This is a genomic window from Capnocytophaga sp. H2931 (assembly GCF_002302535.1).
GTDB classification, from domain to species: domain Bacteria; phylum Bacteroidota; class Bacteroidia; order Flavobacteriales; family Flavobacteriaceae; genus Capnocytophaga; species Capnocytophaga canis.
Genome location: NZ_CP022381.1, coordinates 672373 through 692500, shown reverse-complemented (window position 1 = coordinate 692500; position 20128 = coordinate 672373). Strand labels below are relative to the sequence as shown.

The 20128-nt window shown below is 35.8% G+C and carries 14 protein-coding genes (1 of these 14 cut by a window edge); 8 read left to right on the top strand and 6 right to left on the bottom strand.

Annotated elements, in window-relative coordinates:
- From CGC52_RS02910 to uvrA, 3 genes are all read left to right on the top strand, one after another.
- Window positions 1-222 carry the 3' portion of a DUF6787 family protein gene (locus tag CGC52_RS02910; RefSeq protein WP_042348603.1) on the top strand. The gene continues 135 nt to the left of window position 1, outside the view, so only the last 222 of its 357 coding nucleotides appear in the window; the start codon falls outside the window, past its left edge; its stop codon occupies window positions 220-222.
- 154 nt (window positions 223-376) lie between these two features.
- On the top strand, window positions 377-2557 hold the full coding sequence (locus CGC52_RS02905) for a DPP IV N-terminal domain-containing protein (RefSeq protein ID WP_095893391.1): 2181 nt from the start codon (window positions 377-379) through the stop codon (window positions 2555-2557).
- A 119-nt stretch (window positions 2558-2676) separates the two neighbouring features.
- Entirely contained in the window at window positions 2677-5436 is a 2760-nt protein-coding gene (uvrA, locus tag CGC52_RS02900) for an excinuclease ABC subunit UvrA (protein WP_095893390.1), read from the top strand.
- Between the two features lie 72 nt (window positions 5437-5508).
- Here the strand turns inward: uvrA and CGC52_RS02895 are convergent, their stop codons facing one another.
- Window positions 5509-6117, bottom strand: a complete 609-nt coding sequence (locus CGC52_RS02895; protein ID WP_042005431.1) for a DUF417 family protein — start codon at window positions 6115-6117, stop codon at window positions 5509-5511.
- Window positions 6118-6208: 91 nt separating this feature from the next.
- The gene (locus CGC52_RS02890) at window positions 6209-7024 is read right to left on the bottom strand and encodes an AraC family transcriptional regulator (protein ID WP_095894430.1); all 816 of its coding nucleotides are present in this window, start codon (window positions 7022-7024) and stop codon (window positions 6209-6211) included.
- Window positions 7025-7332: 308 nt separating this feature from the next.
- On the opposite strand from CGC52_RS02890, the gene CGC52_RS02885 reads away from it, so the two are divergent.
- Window positions 7333-8949 (top strand): S8 family peptidase, encoded by a 1617-nt coding sequence (locus tag CGC52_RS02885; protein WP_095893389.1) that lies wholly within the window; start codon window positions 7333-7335, stop codon window positions 8947-8949.
- 69 nt (window positions 8950-9018) lie between these two features.
- Here CGC52_RS02885 and CGC52_RS02880 read toward each other — a convergent pair whose 3' ends face one another.
- Window positions 9019-9678, bottom strand: a complete 660-nt coding sequence (locus CGC52_RS02880) for a DUF4294 domain-containing protein (protein ID WP_095893388.1) — start codon at window positions 9676-9678, stop codon at window positions 9019-9021.
- Between the two features lie 194 nt (window positions 9679-9872).
- On the opposite strand from CGC52_RS02880, the gene CGC52_RS02870 reads away from it, so the two are divergent.
- The 4 genes from CGC52_RS02870 to infB all read left to right on the top strand — a co-directional run bounded on the left by CGC52_RS02870 (window position 9873) and on the right by infB (window position 16631).
- Window positions 9873-11702: an SLC13 family permease gene (locus CGC52_RS02870; RefSeq protein ID WP_042005425.1), complete on the top strand. Its 1830-nt coding sequence runs from the start codon at window positions 9873-9875 to the stop codon at window positions 11700-11702.
- A 196-nt stretch (window positions 11703-11898) separates the two neighbouring features.
- Window positions 11899-12366, top strand: coding sequence for a ribosome assembly cofactor RimP (rimP, locus tag CGC52_RS02865; RefSeq protein ID WP_042005424.1), 468 nt, complete (start codon window positions 11899-11901; stop codon window positions 12364-12366).
- An 11-nt stretch (window positions 12367-12377) separates the two neighbouring features.
- Window positions 12378-13613: a transcription termination factor NusA gene (nusA, locus tag CGC52_RS02860; RefSeq protein ID WP_042344132.1), complete on the top strand. Its 1236-nt coding sequence runs from the start codon at window positions 12378-12380 to the stop codon at window positions 13611-13613.
- A gap of 123 nt (window positions 13614-13736) precedes the next feature.
- Entirely contained in the window at window positions 13737-16631 is a 2895-nt protein-coding gene (gene infB / locus CGC52_RS02855; RefSeq protein ID WP_095893386.1) for a translation initiation factor IF-2, read from the top strand.
- Window positions 16632-16934: 303 nt separating this feature from the next.
- Here infB and rsmA read toward each other — a convergent pair whose 3' ends face one another.
- The 3 genes from rsmA to CGC52_RS02840 are packed head-to-tail and all read right to left on the bottom strand — an operon-like array spanning window position 16935 to window position 19934.
- Window positions 16935-17702: a 16S rRNA (adenine(1518)-N(6)/adenine(1519)-N(6))-dimethyltransferase RsmA gene (rsmA, locus tag CGC52_RS02850; protein WP_095893385.1), complete on the bottom strand. Its 768-nt coding sequence runs from the start codon at window positions 17700-17702 to the stop codon at window positions 16935-16937.
- A gap of 45 nt (window positions 17703-17747) precedes the next feature.
- Window positions 17748-18446, bottom strand: coding sequence for an ABC transporter ATP-binding protein (locus CGC52_RS02845; protein WP_042344135.1), 699 nt, complete (start codon window positions 18444-18446; stop codon window positions 17748-17750).
- Window positions 18447-18452: 6 nt separating this feature from the next.
- Entirely contained in the window at window positions 18453-19934 is a 1482-nt protein-coding gene (locus tag CGC52_RS02840) for a DUF5687 family protein (RefSeq protein WP_095893384.1), read from the bottom strand.
- Window positions 19935-20128: the final 194 nt, after the last annotated feature.

Sequence of the window (20128 nt, the reverse complement as noted above, 5' to 3'; positions counted from 1 at the left end):
TTCAATAATTTACACCCTATCCTAGCATGGACACTTCGGTTAATCGTGATTCTGCCAATATACCAAATTACGTTGTTAATAGTAGGAACTCTTTTGGGACAATTCCGTTTTTTTTGGGCATTCGAGAAGAAAATGCTCGGCATCAGGCCCAAAAAAATAGAGAACCCTCAGGAGCAAATTGAGGAAAAAGATTCGAAAAAAACAACACAAATACATAATTAATCTATTAAATTTTACAAATTTCATTTTATTACGGAAGTTCTAAGATTTGTCTTGCGATAGCCTACTCTTTTCGAATTTATGAATCGGTTGAATTATAACAAGATTTAGTTTTTTAGGTTTTGCGTTTGAAATGAGAAAATAAAAATGTTTACAAATGAAAAAGCACTTACTTTTATGGCTCTTCGTGGGTTCTTTAACGACTTTTGCTCAGCAAGGAATCACAAATCAATCGAATGTTGGTTTAAAAAAAATCACGATTGAAGATGCAATTTTCGGATACTACAAAAATCCAGATGCACCACAAGGATACAGTTTGTTATATCCAGAAAATTATTATGATTTACAATGGATAAAAAATACGAACCAATGGATTCATAGTTCTAACGGAAAGTTTAACATCATCGATGCTAATGGTAAAACAATTAGAACCTTGGGAGATGAACTGATGAAAAACTATCCACAGTTAAAGCGTTTACCTTCAATCGGGTATATTGACGAAAAAGAGTTCATCTTTGAAGCTGACAACACGTACCATATCTATGACTATCAAAGCGATAAGAAAACTGGGAGCATTCGCATCCCACAAGAAGCTGATAACAAAGATTTAAATAGAGAAAGGAATGCGGTAGCCTATACCATCGGAAATAATTTATACCTCGCGATAGCTAATAATGAAAAAATTGTGATTACCAATCACTCTGATAAAAATATCGTTTCAGGGCAGTCTATCCATAGACAAGAGTTTGGTATCAAAAAAGGTACATTTTGGTCACCAAAAGGTAATTTTTTGGCTTTCTATCAGAAAAATGAGAGTAACGTAACCGATTATCCGCTCGTAGATATCAATACGCATCCAGCAGTTCCTAAAATTATAAAATATCCGATGGTAGGACAAAAAAGCGAACAGGCATCAATCGGAATTTTTAACGTTGATACACATAAAACGATATATTTGGATATTGACACCACCGATGAGCATTACCTGACTAACCTATCGTGGTCTCCTGATGAAAAATATGTACTCATCGCTGAAATCAATAGAGATCAGAACTACTATTGGTTAAATAGATACGATGTTGCTACTGGAAAAAAGGTAAACGCACTTTTTGAGGAGAAAAACGATAAATGGGTGGAACCAGAAAATCCCGCTGTATTTCTGCCAAATAAGAATAATGAATTCTTGTGGATGAGTGAACGTGACGGATTTATGAATCTCTACCACTACAACACGGAAGGAAAACTGATCAAAAAATTAACAAGTTTCAGATGGGTAGTGCAAGATATTTTAGGGTTCGACAGCAAAGGGAAATACGTATACATCTCTGGAACAGGAACTGACCCTCGAGAGAAACATACGTTTAGAATAGATTTGACTAATCCGAAGAAAATTCAACAATTAACAAAGGTAAATGGGACGCATAAAACCCAACTCAGTTCGGATGGAAAATATTTGATAGACGTGTACAGCAGTATTTCCATTCCAAATAAAATTGACATAATTAACACAGAATCAACTAAAAGCATCACTATTTTAGAGGCTAAAAATCCGCTAGAAGGCGTAGCTGTGGGCAGTACCGAATTTGTAGAAATAAAAGCCAACGACGGTACAATACTGTATGGAAAGATGCACAAACCAAGGGATATTGACGTAACAAAGAAGTATCCTGTCTTGTTGTATGTTTATGGAGGCCCTCACGCTCAGTTAGTTACTAATTCATGGGGAGTTGGTTCTTATCTTTGGATGCCTTTTTTCGCTGAAAATGAACAATATATCATATTTACCATAGACAACAGAGGAAGTGCCAATAGAGGTTTTGCTTTTGAAAGTGTAATTCACCGCCGATTGGGCGATATTGAAATTCAGGATCAGCTTACAGGAGTGGAATATTTGAAATCATTGCCCTACGTTGACGATTCGCGGATTGCTGTTCACGGATGGAGTTTTGGGGGATTTATGGCTTCAAGTTTAATGCTTCGTCACCCCAATGTTTTTACGACTTCCATAGCAGGAGGAGCTGTTACCGATTGGAAGTTTTACGAAGTAATGTATGGCGAACGCTACATGGACACACCCATTTCAAACCCTGAGGGATACGAAAAAAGTCGTGTGGGGAAATATTTGGATAACCTAAATGGAAAATTACTCTTCGTTCACGGAAGTGTTGATGATGTTGTTGTACCTCAACATGTAATGTCTATCATACAAGAATCAATCAGCAAAAGAAAAATGGTTGATTTATCGATTTATCCAATGCATGGACACGGCGTTAGAGGGGTTGATAATGCAAATTTGGTTATCCGAATGTTGGAGTATATCAAACAGCACAACAAGTAGTTTACATAACAAAAAGTATTGAGAATTTTTTATTCATTAAACTCAGACTATGGCATACATCACTGTTTTTTACGGGTATTGCCATAGTCTTTTGTAGCTAAATAACAAAACTAATCCGAATGAAAACCCAAGAAATCATCATAAAAGGGGCAAAGCTCCATAATTTAAAAAATGTAACGGTTGGCATCCCTCGCAATAAATTAGTGGTTGTCACAGGGCTTTCGGGATCAGGAAAGTCAAGTTTGGCGTTCGATACGCTCTATGCAGAGGGACAAAGACGTTACGTAGAGAGTCTGTCTTCCTATGCAAGGCAATTTTTAGGACGATTGGACAAACCTAAGGTCGACAACATTGTAGGCATCGCTCCTGCAATTGCCATTGAACAGAAGGTGAATACCTCTAATCCACGTTCCACCGTAGGGACTTCTACTGAAATATATGACTATCTGAAACTGCTTTTTGCTCGTATTGGAAAAACTTTTTCGCCCATTTCAGGACAAGAAGTTAAAAAACATACCGTTACGGATGTTGTTAATGCCGTTCTGGCATATCGCGAAAGGGAAAAATTATTACTGCTGGCTCCTATCCATATTCCGAGCGAACGAACGATTTATCAGGTATTGCAAATGCTACTGCAACAAGGATTTCTGCGGATTTTGTACCAAAATGAAATCCTTCGGATTGACGAAATTCAAGAAGGTCAAGTGACTTCTGATTTTTCGTTAGTTGTGGATAGGGTAATCGTACAACACAATGAGGATTTTCAACATCGACTGGCCGATGCCGTTGAAGTAGCTTTTTTTGAAGGTAAAGGAGAATGTTTTATACAAGAAGTTGAAAGTGGTAAACGAATTAGTTTTAGTAATAAATTTGAATTGGATGGGATTGATTTTTTAGAATCAAACGTTCATTTATTCAGTTTTAACAATCCGTATGGAGCATGTCCCAAATGTGATGGTTATGGAGATGTGATTGGTCTGGATGAAGATTTGATTATCCCTAACACGGGTCTTTCGGTCTACGATAATTGTATTTTTCCATGGCGAGGCGAAACAATGAGTTGGTTTAGAGATCAACTGGTTAACAATTCCTATAAATTTGATTTTCCAATACATAAACCGTGGTTTGAACTTACGAAGGAAGAAAAAAAATTAGTCTGGAAAGGCAATAAGTATTTTACGGGGTTGGACGACTTTTTTAAAGAACTTGAAGAAAAAAGTTACAAAATCCAAAATCGGGTGTTGTTGGCTCGTTATCGGGGAAAAACGAAATGTTCAGAGTGCGAAGGAAAACGTCTACGCAAAGAAGCTGAATATGTAAAAATCCAAGGTAAGAGTATCTCTGACTTGGTTGATATTTCGATTGAGGAATTACAGATTTTTTTCAAAAATTTACAACTTACTGGATATGAGAAAAATGTAGCTAAGCGTTTACTTATTGAAATTGAAAATCGATTGCAATTTTTATCGGATGTTGGCCTGAACTATTTGACTTTAAACCGAAAATCGAACAGCCTTTCGGGTGGTGAAAGTCAGCGGATTAATTTAGCTACTTCACTGGGGAGTAGTTTAGTAGGCTCCATGTACATCTTGGATGAACCCAGCATCGGTTTACATCCCAAAGACACGGAAAAACTAATCGGCGTACTAAAATCATTGCGTGACTTAGGAAATACGGTAATCGTGGTGGAACACGATGAAGAGATTATGAAAGCCGCCGACCATATCATCGATATCGGCCCAAAAGCAGGTACACACGGTGGTGAGGTAGTGGCTCAAGGTTCATATGAACAGATACTTACAGCCGATTCACTTACAGGGAAATATCTCAGTAAGAAGATGAGTATTGAATTGCCAAAGCGAAGGCGTACCTCTCCGCACTATATAAAATTGATTGGTTGCCGTGAAAATAATCTAAAAAACATCGATGTAACTCTTCCTTTGGATATGCTCACAGTAGTTACGGGAGTTTCAGGAAGTGGAAAATCGACTTTGATAAAGAAGATTTTATATCCGGCTATGTTGCGAGAATTGAATATAAACGGAGATAAAGCAGGGCAATTCACTAAACTCGAAGGAAAATACAAACACATTCAGTCGGTGGAGTTCGTTGATCAAAATCCGATTGGCAAATCGTCGCGTTCCAATCCGATTACCTACTTGAAAGTGTATGACGACATACGGAATCTGTATGCTTCTCAAAAACTATCAAAATTGCGAAATTTCCAAGCAAAACACTTCTCATTTAATGTAGATGGTGGACGTTGTGAAGTGTGTAAAGGCGAAGGCGAAGTTACTATCGAAATGCAATTCATGGCAGATGTACATTTACCGTGTGAAGCATGTGGTGGAAAACGTTTCAAAAAAGAGGTGTTGGAAGTTTCGTTCGAAGGCAAAACTATTGATGATTTGCTCAATACTACCATTGACGATGCTATCATTTTCTTTGACCAACATAAACAACATAAAATTAGTGCAAAAATAAAACCTCTGCAAGATGTTGGACTAGGATACGTAACTTTGGGACAATCATCCTCAACGCTTTCGGGTGGAGAAGCTCAACGTATTAAATTGGCCTCATTTTTGGTAAAATCGGAAAGCAAAGAGAAGGTGTTGTTTATTTTTGATGAACCTACCACTGGTTTACATTTCCACGATATACATAAATTGCTTTCCTCTTTTCAAGCTCTTATCGAAAAAGGACATTCGATAGTAGTTATCGAACACAATTTAGAAATGATAAAGTCAGCTGATTATGTGATTGATTTAGGGTTAGATGGAGGTGATAAAGGGGGTACGGTTATTGCCGAAGGAACTCCTGAAGAATTGATTAAAAACAAAATAAGCTACACAGCAACGTATTTGAAACAGGTGATGTAAGAGAATGAAAAAAGAGGGTACTGATTCTTTCCAGTACCCTCTTTTTTATTTTCATAAATAAAACTAAGAATTTTATTTTTCCTTTTTCAACAGACGTTGAGCCGCATCGGAAGCAGCTATCAAACCTCCCGCTGACATGATTATGTCTTTCAATACTAAGCGACCAGCACCTGAAAGATAAGGAAATCCATGTTGTGGTGTTGGCATATCACCTCCTAAATTTGGCACATATACTTCAGGAGTTGTGATTAAAAATGAGAGTGTGACAATTGACATTCCAAAAGTTAACAGTCCTCCCCAAAGTCCGATTTTTGGAGACCATATTCCTAATAAGGTCAATAACCCGATGAGGCAAATCATAGCTCCCAGCCCATAGGAAAAAGTATATGTCCCGTTTTGTTTGTGCCATTCAATATTTTTAGCTACCATTTTTCCTTCTGGATTTTTGTGTAAAACATATTCAGGAACAGTTTCTCCTTTGTCATTTACGGCTGTTTTGCCTGTATTGTTATAAAAGAAACTCATAAAAGGGCTATTTGTTACAAACGGAACAATGCCATCAGCCTCATATTGATAGACTTTCAATCCTCCAATCCAAGCCATCACGATAAAGATTGCTACTCGGATGTAATTTACAAAATTACGCTGACTACCAGCTAAAAACGTAAGTAATTGCTTCATTGTATTATAAATTTATATGTTACTAATTTGGTTTGCAAAAGTAGTTATATCGCTAAACATACCTAATGGACAAAAAAGGGTTTTACATAGATTATTTTGCTACAACAGAAATTCCTACCGTTTCCCGAAAATGCTTTGGAGACAATCCAACGGCTTTCTTGAAAAACCGACTGAAATAAAACTCATCTTCAAAATTCATTTCAAAAGCAATTTCTTTGATTGACTTACAGGTCAAGTGCAATTGTTTTTTAGCCTCTAAAACAATGCGTTCTTGAATGAGTTTGGCAGGAGATTTTTCAAATAATTGTTTAATTTTTTTACTGAAAGTATCCACCGAAAGATGAGCTTTATCGGCATAGAAAGCTACACTACGTTCGGTCAGAAAATAAGTTTCTAAGTTTTTTTGAAAATCCAACCCTATACTGTTATTTACTTTCAGCATTAAATCTTTCAAAATTAAACTTTTCTCTTTACTTGAAAGTGCCAAAATCAGCTGTAAATATGATCGTAACACCGCCTGAGAATACGTCGTTTTCTCTCCTAATTCGGTTTTTATCCGTTTAAAAATTGACTTTATTTCGCTGAAATGTTCTTCCGATAGTTGAATGTGAGGTTGCATATAAATATTATTGAATAACAGTCCGTTACACGCCACCTCTTCCTTATGGTATTCAATACAATAAAAATCGCCATGGAACTGCAACACTTCAACTTCTCCGGGTATTTCTTTCAAAAATTCTATTTTTTGATAGGGTGATAAGAACAAAATCGTATGTCCATTATATTCAAAATGAACTGAATTTACAGAAAAAGCACCGCTACCTACAAACAAAAAAATACAATAATTTTCTACGCTAAACCCTTCTCTGAGTTGTTGTGTGATATTATTTTTTATTGATATATTCATACGCAATAAAATTTCGTTGAACAAAAATAGTTTTTTTTAGGATTTTGGCAAAATTTTTGAATGAAATATACTTTGATTTTGAAAATGAATACTTTTTTAATTCTTTGTCTATGTAGCTAGGAATATAAACATATAACGGAGATAAACATCAAAAAAAAGATCTCAATTTCAAAAATGAACCCCCAACAAAAAGAAGTTTATACAGATTTTCCTGAAAACGATTGAATTATATTACTAAAAATAGTCATAGAACTAAAAAAATATATACCTTTGCAAAAATATTTTAATTATATCAATAAAAAAATACAATGAATACTCAAAAATCTTTATTAATGATTGCAACAGCTTTCGTTTTAGCGAGTTGCAGTTCTGTGTCTAAGGTGAGCAAATCTTCCCTTGATGTGGCTCCAAGTTCCTATACATCTGTAGGGAAACTAGCTGATGACAATTTAAAAACATGGCCTCATGAAAGTTATTCGGCCAACTTACCGGGGATGAACTTGGGTGGGGCTTATGATTTGTTGAAAAAAATGAAGCCAAAGCAAAAAGTGATTGTTGGGGTGATTGATTCTGGAATTGACATTAATCACGAAGATTTGAGAAATGTGGTATGGACAAATCCAAATGAAATTGCAAACAATGGCATTGACGACGACAAGAATGGCTACGTAGACGATATCCATGGATGGAACTTCTTGGGAGATGTTAACCATGAAAATTTAGAGTATGTTCGTATCTATAAAACCAAGGACAAAAACAATCCTTTGTTCGAAAAGGCAAAGAAAATGTACGAAAAAGAACATAACGAGACTTTAGAAGAAAAAGCTTACATGGAACAATTGTATCAGATGATTTTATCAGCTGATGAAGTGTTAGCTAAGGAGTTGAAAAAAACGAACTATACCAAATCTGACCTTGCTCAACTAAAGACATCGGACGATACTATTGCTCAATATGTTGAATTTATGCAACAAATGTTTAATCGTGTACATGATGTAAATGTTTTAAAATCAGATTTTAATAATGCTGCTAAATACTACGACTCAAAGTTAAAGCATCATTTGAATTTGAATTTTCATCCTCGTAAAACGATTTTAAAAGATGATGAAAATGATTTTTCCAAAAAAGGCTACGGAAATAACAACGTAATAGGGCCTGATTTGGAGGAGTCATTACATGGAACACACGTAGCAGGAATCATTGCAGCTGAACGTGGCAATGGTATTGGAATTGATGGAGTAGCAAATAATGTACAGATTATGGCTTTGCGTGCCGTTCCTGATGGAGACGAATACGATAAAGATATTGCTTTTGCCATTCGTTATGCAGCTGATAATGGAGCTAAAGTAATCAATACAAGTTTTGGAAAAGGGCTTTCTCCTCACAAGGATAAAGTGTATGAAGCTATAAAATATGCCGCTTCAAAAGATGTGTTGATTGTAAATGCAGCAGGAAATGATAGCAAAGATATTGATGTAGAAGATACTTATCCGAATGATGAAATAAATGGTAAAGAAATTTCAGATAACTTCTTGACTGTAGGAGCTTTGAACTATATGTTCAACGAAAATCTAGTAGCTTCATTCTCAAACTTCGGAAAAAGAAATGTGGATGTTTTTGCTCCAGGAGTGAAAATTTACGCACCTGCACCTGACAATAATTACAAATTTTTACAAGGAACTTCTATGGCTTCGCCTGAGGTGGCTGGAATTGCAGCTTTGATCAGAGTTTACTTTCCAAACTTAACAGCGGCTCAGGTGAAACAAATAATTATGCAATCGGGAGTTAAACCAAATTTAGAAGTAAAAGTAGGTGAGGGAGAGAATAAAAAGAAAGTTCCTTTCTCTGAACTTTCAACCTCCGGTACTATTGTTAACGCTCGTAATGCTATCATCTTAGCTGCGAAAATGAGTTTACGAAAATAGGTATAAAAAAAATAGAAAGAGGCTGAAATCTAAAAAAATCAGCCTCTTTCTTTGTTTTTGTGATAAGAATCACTTACGTCGATTTCTTCGCTCCTGTGATATTTTTTCAAAATCAATAAGGAAAGCGGGATCTTGCTCCTCCAATTCCTCTCGAGCAAAAGCTCTAAGCAAAATTTCCTCGATCCAATAATCCTCTTCAACTTCGGCAGGATTATATTCACTTTTTAGTGAAATATCATACAGCCATGCAGTGTTGTTATACCAAAAGGCATTCCAACCGTTTCGAAGTTCTTTTACTAAATTAAAGGCGGTTCTTCCCGTTTGCCGATGAATCAGTTTTACTAAAATACGCCCCTGTGAACGAGAAAGTTGCTTCAATTCGTCTGTAAATCGGTCTTCAATATATTTTTGAGTACGCTTAACATACATTTTTTTTGTGCGATTATTTTTCATCGTATCCATCGTTTGCTCCATAACATACAACCGATCGGCTGCCATTTTCGCATACGGATACACCTTTCTAACTCGATTTCGTAAAATTAAATATTGCTTTCGAGCCTCTTCATTGGGAAATGTGCGTTCTGCTCGCTCAAAAACATACACATCACTCAAACGGATTGTATCAATAAGTTGATAATGTGGTTTTCCAATCGTATCATGCTGTGCGTAAGCATGACTAAAGAAGACAAACCCCAATCCATATATCGTCAAAAGTATTTTTTCTCTCATATAAAATTATTTCAGCCAACAAAAATACAAACTATAATGCGAAGTACCAAAAATCACACCATATCCATTTTTCTGTTACAAAATTCATTTTTTTCAAATGTTTTTTCGAAATAAAATTGTATATTTGTTGTCGGGATCTTAGAAAAAAATGTTTACGAAAATGTATTTTGCTTATGGATAGTTTATTTTCACCGATGTATCTCACGTTATTCATTTTGGCTTTAGCCTCTTTCTTTTTTATGCAAGGAAAAGTACGTTCTGATTTAGTAGCAGTTTGTGCTTTGCTGTGTTTGATGTTTTTTAAGATACTTTCTCCAGAGGAGGCTCTGGCAGGATTTTCAAATTCAGTAGTCATCATGATGGTGGGGCTTTTTGTGGTTGGAGCAGGTATTTTTCGCACTGGATTAGCAAAAATGATAAGTAGCCGTATTCTTCGTTTGGCAGGTAATAACGAGAATTTGTTGTTCTTTTTGGTAATGTTAGTAACAGCTTCTATTGGAGCTTTCGTGAGTAATACAGGTACAGTAGCGGTGATGATGCCTATTGTTGTGAGTATGGCTGCGAGTGCTAACTTGAATCCCTCTCGCTATTTAATGCCACTGGCATTCGCTAGTAGTATGGGATTATTCACACTAATCAGTACCCCACCAAACTTAGTTATCCAAGATGTACTCACCCATGGAGGTTACAAGCCACTTTCTTTCTTTTCTTTTGCCCCTGTGGGACTTATTTGTCTGGTAGTGGGTGGAATAGGAATGTTTTTCTTGAGTAAATATTTAGTAGATACTAAAACAGACGGAGCTACAAACTCTACGAAAAAAGGAAAAACATTACAAGAATTGGTCGATGAATACCGATTGAATCATCAGGCTTTCCGATTTAAAATTCCAAAGGATACGCCATTACTAAACCAATCATTGGCAGAGTTGAAAATTGCCACGAATTACGGAATCACTGTTACAAAAATCACTCGCAAAACCAGTGCTTCGGGCTTCGGTAAGAAATATTTAGAAATAATGGCAACTCCCAACTCCTTAATTTTGCATGGAGATGTTGTCTATTGCAATGGGAGTGAGGAGAATATTCATCGTTTTGCAACAGAAAATGGACTTACGATCGAAGAAGATAAAGAGGGAACTTTTTCTGATTTCCAAGAATCCGGTATCGCTGAAGTGTTTGTAATGCCGAACTCAAAACTGATAAATCATACCATTCGTGAAGCTCGTTTTCGTGAGGAATATAACGTTAGTGTGTTAGGCATAAAAAGGCAAACAACATATCAGCGCGATGATTTTCAAAACATAAAACTTCATTCAGGTGATGCTTTACTGATTCAAGGTACTTGGAAAGACATTGCGGAAATAGGCAATTTACAGGATGATTTGGTTTTGTTAGGGCAACCATTAAAAGAGGCTGCTAAAGTAACCCTTGACCAAAAAGCTCCAATTGCTGCACTGATAATGTTGGCAATGGTCGTAGCAATGGTAACTAACGTTATCCCTACTGTCACTGCAGTTTTAGTAGCATCGGTATTGATGGTCGTCACGGGCTGTTTACGAAATATGGAAGAGGCTTACAACAGTATCAATTGGGAGACCGTTGTACTGATAGCAGCAATGTTACCGATGGCAACTGCTTTTAAAAACACTGGAGCTGCTTCCCTAATTTCAAATGGATTGATTCATCAACTGGGATCTTTCGGGCCTTATGCTTTGTTGGCAGGTGTATACTTCAGCACGTCTTTACTTACTCTTTTTATCAGCAACACAGCCACAGCTGTTTTATTTGCTCCAATTGCTTTAAACGCCGCGGAAGGTATGGGAGTCAGTCCCTATCCGTTTCTGTTTGCAGTTGCCATAGCAGCTAGCTTATGCTTTGCCTCCCCCTTCTCAACTCCTCCAAATGCGTTGGTAATGCAGGCAGGACGATATAGCTTTATGGACTATGTTCGCATAGGAACTCCATTACAGATTATTATGGGAATCGTTTTTGTGTTCCTGTTACCTTTGTTGTTCCCTTTTTAATGAGGTTTCAACAACAATTTATTTAGTTGGTTTTATTTTAGTTTCCGAAAACTGTACACTTAGCTAATTTTAGCACATACAGTTCTCAATTTTTAAAAATATTTCAACTTTATTTTTTGTTTTTTAGAAAAAAACGTATCTTTGCACCTATAAACGAGGATGGGAGGGGACATAAAGTCCCCTCTTTTTATACAAAATGAAATTAATAGAAAAGGTTAAAGAGTTAGTAGACAATGCTTTAAGTGAAAACCCAGCATTGTTTTTGATAGATTTATCAGTGTCGAACGACAATGCCGTTCGAATTGTAATTGACGGTGATAACGGCGTAGGAATTGACGATTGCATAACCTTAAGTCGTTCTGTGGAACACAATTTAGATCGTGAAGAGATTGATTTTTCAATCGAAGTGACTTCATTCGGAGCTACGGAACCTTTCCATTTGGAGAGGCAATATCAAAAAAACATTGGTCGCACTGTGGAAGTGTTGAAAAATGATGGTAAAAAACATGAAGCTCTGCTTAAAGGTATTGTTGATGGGAATGTAATTTTAGAAACCGAAACACGTGAGCCTAAACCTGTGGGGAAAGGGAAAATAACTGTAAAAAGAGAGCTTCAGATAGCTCTAAGTGATATAAAAGAAACGAAAGTAATCATTAAATTTTAATCGAAATTATTATGGACAATCTTGAATTAATAGAGTCTTTTTCAGAGTTTAAGGATAATAAACTTATCAACCGTGAGACTTTAATGGCGATTTTGGAAGAGGTATTTCGCAATACTTTGAAAAAGAAATATGGTTCAGATGACAATTTTGACATAATCATTAACCCAGATAAGGGGGACTTACAGATTTTTAGAAATCGTGTGGTTGTGGAAGATGGAGAAGTGAAAGACCCTAATCAAGAAATCGAATTATCGGCAGCTCAAAAAATTGAGCCTGATTTTGAGGTGGGAGAGGATGTATCAGAGGAAATTAAAATCAACGACTTGGGTCGCCGTGCTATCTTAGCATTGCGTCAGAATTTGATTTCAAAAATTCACGAGTATGACAGTACTACCATCTATCGTAAATTTAAAGATTTAATTGGTCAAATTTATATCGCTGAAGTTCATCACATTAGACATAAAGCTATTATCCTTTTGGACGACGAAGGCAACGAAATCGTTTTGCCAAAAGAGAAACAAATCCCATCGGATTTTTTCAAAAAAGGTGAACACGTACGTGGAGTGATTGAAGGAGTGGAACTAAAAGGTAACAAACCGTCAATCATTATGTCGAGAACATCACCAGTGTTTTTGGAGCGTTTGTTTGAACAAGAAATTCCTGAAGTAGCCGATGGACTCATTACTATTAGCAAAGTGGTTCGGATTCCTGGTGACAAGGCTAAAGTAGCTGTAGACTCATATGACGACCGTATTGATGCGGTGGGTGCATGTGTTGGTGTTCGTGGAGCTAGAATACATGGAATAGTTCGTGAGTTAGGAAACGAAAATATTGATGTTATCAACTATACAAGTAATCCAAATTTGTTGATTGCTAGATCACTGGCTCCTGCAAAAGTAAATTCAGTTACGGTGGATGAAGAAAATAAAACGGCTCAAGTATTTTTATCACCCGAAGAGGTGTCAAAAGCGATTGGGAAAGCGGGTTACAATATCCGTTTGGCTGGTCAATTGACAGGATACGATATTGACGTATACAGAGATGGCATAGATGACGAAGAGGATATTGAGTTAGAAGAATTTGATGACGAAATCGAAGGATGGGTGATCGAAGAATTCAAAAAAGCAGGATTAGACACCGCTAAAAGTATTTTGGAATTAGACATCACTGAGTTAATGAAACGTACTGATTTAGAGGAAGAAACCATCCGTGAAGTTATCAGCGTCTTACAAGACGAGTTTGAATAGACCGTGCTGTGAAAGCGAAGTTATATGGCACATAAGGAGTGCTTAAAACATAAAATTAAAAGTAAGCCATAGGTTCAAATCCTAAGCCTATCGCTTATAGCGTAAAGCAAATAAATATAATATATGAGTGAGGGAAAAAATATACGATTAAGTAAGGTTCTAAGGGAATTTAATATTTCTTTAGAGACAGCTGTGGATTATCTTAAAAAGGATAAGGGAATTGAAGTGGAGTCGAATCCGAATACAAAGATTTCGGAAGACGCATACAAAATGCTTTCTGACAAGTTCAACGCTGATAAAAATAAGCGCGAGGCTTCCAAAGAAATCGTTCAAGACCAACGAAAAGAAAGGGAAGCTATCCGAATTGAGCAAGAAAAAGAACATGAGGAAAAACGCAAACAACAAGAACAGGAGGTTATCAAAGCCCGAGGTACAGTTGTGGGAATCAAAACGGTAGGAAAGATTGATTTAGAGCCTAAAAAAGAAAATAAATCATCTGAAAAAGTTGTTGATAAAATTAAACAATCTACTGAAAAAGAAACTGTTGCACAGATAGAAAATACACCTCAACCTGTTGAGAAAAAAGAAGAAAAGCCTCAAGAAATAGTAGCTACTCAAGAGGAAACTGTTATAGAAGTTACTGAAAAAGAGTCAGTTACGTTTGAAAAAAACAAAAATAAACAAGATAGCAAAAAAGAATTCCCTCAAAAAAACAAATCCCAAAACACTCAAAACGATAAGTATCAATCACTTAATCAACATATTATAAAAGATTCAAAACCCCAAAACGATACTGCCAAAAATCAGGAAAAGGAAGAGCCTGAAGTAGGTGTAATCGAAACACAATATCAAAAATTGACAGGGCCGAAGGTTGTAGGAGAAAAAATCGACCTAAGTCAATTCGATAAGAAAAAGAAGAAAAAGAAAAAAGACAAAGCTAGTAAAGACAAGGAAAAAGTCAATACAGATGCTCCCAAAGAGGATGAAAGTGGCGATAAAAAACGCAAACGTAAGCGTATCAAAAAAGATGATGTAGCCTCATCATCACCTCACAAAGACAAAAAAGACGGTAAAGGAAAGGATAAAAAACAGAAAACTTTTGCAAAAGTAGAACCTACCGAAGAGGAAGTACAAAAACAAGTACGTGAAACTTTAGAAAAATTACAAGGAAAAGCTACTAAGTCGAAAGGAGCTAAATACCGAAAAGAAAAACGCGACTTACACCGTCAGAAAACCGAAAGTGAGTTAGCTCAATTAGAACAAGAAGAAAAAATCTTAAAAGTAACAGAATTTGTTACTGTAAATGAGATAGCTACGATGATGAACGTACCTATCAATAAGGTTATTGGAGCGTGTATGTCACTGGGAATTATGGTAACGATGAACCAGCGTTTGGATGCTGAAACATTGACCATTGTAGCAGATGAATTTGGCTATGAGGTTGAATTTGTAACCGCTGATATTGAGGAATCTATCCCTGTGGAAGAAGATGAGGAAACGGATTTGATTCCAAGAGCTCCAATCGTAACTGTTATGGGACACGTGGATCACGGAAAAACATCACTTTTGGACTACATTCGTAAGGAAAACGTGATTGCAGGAGAAAGTGGGGGGATTACGCAGCACATTGGTGCTTACAGCGTAAAACTTGAAAGTGGGGAAAGAATTACGTTCTTGGATACCCCGGGACACGAAGCCTTTACAGCGATGCGTGCCCGTGGAACAAAAGTTACGGACATTGCTATTATCGTAGTGGCTGCCGACGATGATGTAATGCCACAAACCAAAGAAGCTATCAGCCACGCACAAGCAGCGGGAGTTCCTATTATATTCGCTATCAATAAGATAGATAAACCTACAGCAAATCCTGAGAAGATTAAAGAACGTTTGGCTGGAATGAATCTCTTGGTGGAAGATTGGGGAGGAAAAATTCAATCGCAAGACATTTCTGCTAAACAAGGAATTGGCGTTCAAGAACTATTAGAAAAAGTACTACTTGAAGCTGAATTACTGGAGTTAAAAGCCAATCCAAACAAACGAGCTTTAGGAACTGTTGTAGAAGCATCATTGGACAAAGGTCGTGGATATGTTTCGACAGTATTAGTTGAAACAGGAACTCTACGGGTTGGAGATTATGTATTGGCAGGAACAAACTCTGGAAAAATCAGAGCGATGCACGACGAACGCGGTAAAAAAGTAAAAACTGCAGGTCCTTCAACTCCGATTTCGGTTTTAGGTTTAGATGGTGCCCCACAGGCAGGAGATAAATTCTATGTGTTTGAAGATGAGCGTGAAGCAAAACAAATCGTAGCTAAACGAGCTCAATTACAGCGCGAACAATCAGTACGTACACAACGTCATATCACTTTGGACGAGATTGGCAGACGTATTGCTTTGGGAGATTTCAAGCAGTTGAATATCATCTTAAAAGGAGACGTAGACGGTTCGGTAGAAGCCTTGACGGATTCATTCCAAAAACTTTCAACAGAAGAAATTCAAGTGTCAATTATTCATAAAGGAGTAGGAGCAATTACCGAATCAGATGTATTATTAGCATCAGCTTCGGATGCGATTATTATCGGATTTAATGTCCGACCAATGGCGAACGCTCGTGCATTAGCTGACAAAGAAGAGATAGATATCCGCACTTACTCAATTATATATGATGCAATTAATGACCTCAAAGATGCTATGGAAGGAATGCTTTCGCCTGTATTCAAAGAGGAAGTTACCGGTACGGTCGAGATTCGTGAGTTATTCAAAATTTCAAAAGTTGGAACTATTGCAGGATGTATGGTTACCGATGGAAAAATCTATCGCAATTCAAAAATACGTATTATCCGCGAAGGCGTGGTTATTTACACGGGAGAACTGTCTTCGTTAAAACGTTTCAAAGATGATGTGAAAGAGGTTTCTAAAGGATATGATTGCGGGTTACAAGTGAAAAACTATAATGACATCAAAGAAAACGATGTATTAGAAGCATTCCAAGAAGTCGCTGTGAAAAAGAAATTGTAAGATTTTTGTAACCAAAAAAAGACTTTCCAAGACATTTGAAAGATGTCTTTATTCTCACGAATAGAAAAGTATGGAGTATAAAACTATGATGAAGTAATCTTTACATTATTGATATATTCATAATTAGAGATTACTTCTCTTCAACTCCTTTATGTAGAATCTGTTACAAATTGGTTCTAACGGAATTTTGATTCTTCTGTATGAATACAGAACTTATCTAAAAAATGTCATTTTTAATACAGGACACACTTCTATCTTTAAGTTTTTCTTTAACATTAAAGATAAGATATTAAATATCCTTTTTTACGTTAATATTTGGGTTACATATACGAAATCTTCCCATGACAACTGTTCTGGACGTTTATCAAAAATAGGATTATTTTTTATTGATTCATCTCTGAGAAAGGATTTAAGGCTATTGCGAAGCGTTTTACGCCGTTGTTGAAATCCTGTCTTAACAATAGTAAAAAATAACTTCTCATCGCAATCCAAATGAAATTTTTGTTTGCGAACTAATCGCAGTACCCCACTTTTTACTTTTGGGGGAGGATTGAAAACCTGCTCTGACACCGTGAATAAATATTCGGCTTCGTAAAAGGCTTGTACAAGTACTGACAAAATACCGTAGGTTTTTGTTCCCGCCTTTTCGCAAATACGTTCAGCAACTTCCTTTTGAAACATCCCACTAAATTCGGGTATTAACTCTCTTAATTCTAATGTTTTAAAGACAATTTGTGAAGAAATATTATATGGAAAATTTCCTATAATGGCAAAAGGCTTATGATTGAAATAAGAAGCAATATCATAGCTTAAAAAGTCAGCAGCGATAATTTTATTCTCCAATTCAGGGAAATGTTTTTGAAGGTAAGCTACCGATTCACGATCGATTTCTACCACGTGTGTATCAATGTTTTTTTGCAATAGAAATTGAGTTAAAACTCCCATACCCGCTCCTATTTCCAGTACCTTTTCGTACCCCGAAAGGGATAAGGTATCTGCTATTTTTTGAGCGATATTTAAATCCTTTAAAAAGTGCTGTCCAAAGTGTTTTTTTGCCTTAACGGTATCCATATATTTTTGTCTTTCTGGTAATAAAATACGAAGATTACTTTTAAATCACTCTACTCCAAAGAAGTTTTCTAATTCTTTCAAGGTTTGGTCAGAGGTTTGTATATCTTTAACTACTATTCCTTTGTTTAGAGCTACAATACGAGAAGTTACTTCAACCGTATGAAGCAAATCATGGCTTGAAATAAGTATTGTAATATTGTTATTTTCAGATAGTTCTTTAATAATACGTTTGAGGCGTATTTGAGTTGTTGGGTCAAGATTAGCAAATGGTTCATCAAGGATCACAACTTCAGGGTTGCCGATAAGTGCAGCAATAATACCCACTTTTTTCTGATTTCCCTTGGAAAGGTCGCGTAAATATTTTCGTGAACCTAAAATCTCATCATTGAAAAACTCTTTATATTGCGTCAAAAAATCATTAACGTCAGCTTTGTTTTGTCCGCGAAGTTCTCCAACAAAATAGAAATACTCCTCAGGGGTCAAATATCCGATAAGAAAACTCTCATCAATGAAAGCAGTAGTAAACGGTTTCCATTCTTCATTAAGATTTACTTGAATACCACGATTAGTGATACTTCCCGTCGAAGGTTCAATAAGATCGAGTAGTAGATTAAAAAAAGTGGTTTTTCCTGCTCCATTGTTACCTACAAGCCCGAAACTTTCTCCTTTGTTAATAGTCAGTTCGGGAATATTCAAAACAGTTATTCCGTTATACGTTTTGCTGAGGTTATGTACTTGTATCATAAAGGTTTATGCTTGTTGTTTAAATCCGTTAATGGTAATGTATTTTCTTGATTTGTACTTGTTTGCAATAAATTCAAAAAAGTATTCTCTACATAAGAAACCTATGAATCCTAATCCTGCAAGAATGATGATTGCCCATGTTTCATCGAAGATTGATTTACATAGCCAACCTATCAATAAAGGAAAGACGAGAAAAGGAATCGCTAACAACCATTGAACGATTCCCATTCCTTGGTAGTTCATCATGGTAGATTTGTCCAAATCAATTCGTTTTTTGTTAAATGCACCCATGTAAAGTAGTATGGGTACGTTTACACCAAGGTTGTACAAGGCTGTAGCTAAATTCACCAGCAGAATATGTTTTCCAAAATATACGTAGGGAATAGTAAGTAGTGTGAGCAACAATATAGAGCCATAAATCAAGTATGCTTTGGACTTAACATACTGTTTCATAGGGATATTCTGAGCCATCAGCATTGAATAATAAGTACTGTCCCATGCAGGAATAAACTGCCCGAAATTGATTAAGAAGACTCCTGATAAGAAAATTCCAATAAAAATTGAAAACAAAAAAGACTTACCTATCTCAGGATTTGGATAAAAAAGAAGTCCGTAAAAAACGAAAAACACCATCGTCCAAATAACAGATTTACTACGCTTATTCCGCCAAATAAGCTTCAAATCAAGCTGTAAAAACGGAGCTATATCCCCAAAAAGTCTCACCCAACCGAAATCGGCAGTACTTACGGTTTTGTTCTTTGATTTTAATACGTTATCTAAGTAAAAACTTTTACGTAAGTGATTGAAAATTAATTTGTATGTAAGAAAACATAAGGCTATTGGAATAACAACAAAATAAAATTGTTCTAGCAATATATCCATTAAATTTCCTATAAAATGAGATGTTTTAAATATATCAAAACGCTCTAATCCTACCAGAATTAGGACAATTGCAACGTATGGGAACAATTTTTTGATATTGTCAGAGAAATATCTATTCAACAGAAAGTTCAGAAAATTAGCACTAAACATCAATGACAAAATGGCTATCCACCAGCACAAAATGCTGACCAAAGAATAATCTCCTACATAAATGTTCCACACCCCAAAAGGGAATATTAACAAAGGAGTAAAAAAATTAAATGGTGAAAAGAGAGTTTTTGTCAGTAAAAATCGAATGATTCTTTTTTTATTTATATTATTGATTAATAAAGGTTTAACGTTTATAATAGGAAGTGATTGCCACATGAACCTAACGAAAAATTCTGCTAAGAACCAATAAACTACGAACATATTGACAATTAGCATCGGTTTTTGTTCAGGAAATGCTTCTTTCAAGAGTGGATACAGTCCTATTCCTAAGGAAAAAAATATGATAATAAAATAAATAGTTGAAAAAGCCAATAAAATCTTTACTGCCAAGTTTTTACTGAAACTAGCTGAACGCAAAAATGATTTCCATTCGAGAAATAAAAAACGTTTAAACATATTTTAAATGTAAAGGTGTAAAGGTTATTATTCGTGTATTGGTACTTCATTAAAGCACTATTTTTATGCTTATAAATTAAACTTTTAGGACTTTAAAAAAATCGGTTGGATTCTGAAAAATAGACTACTTTTCGGCAAAAGTAGTTTTTTTCTCTAACAAAATCAATTCTTTTACAAATATTTTGGTATCTTTG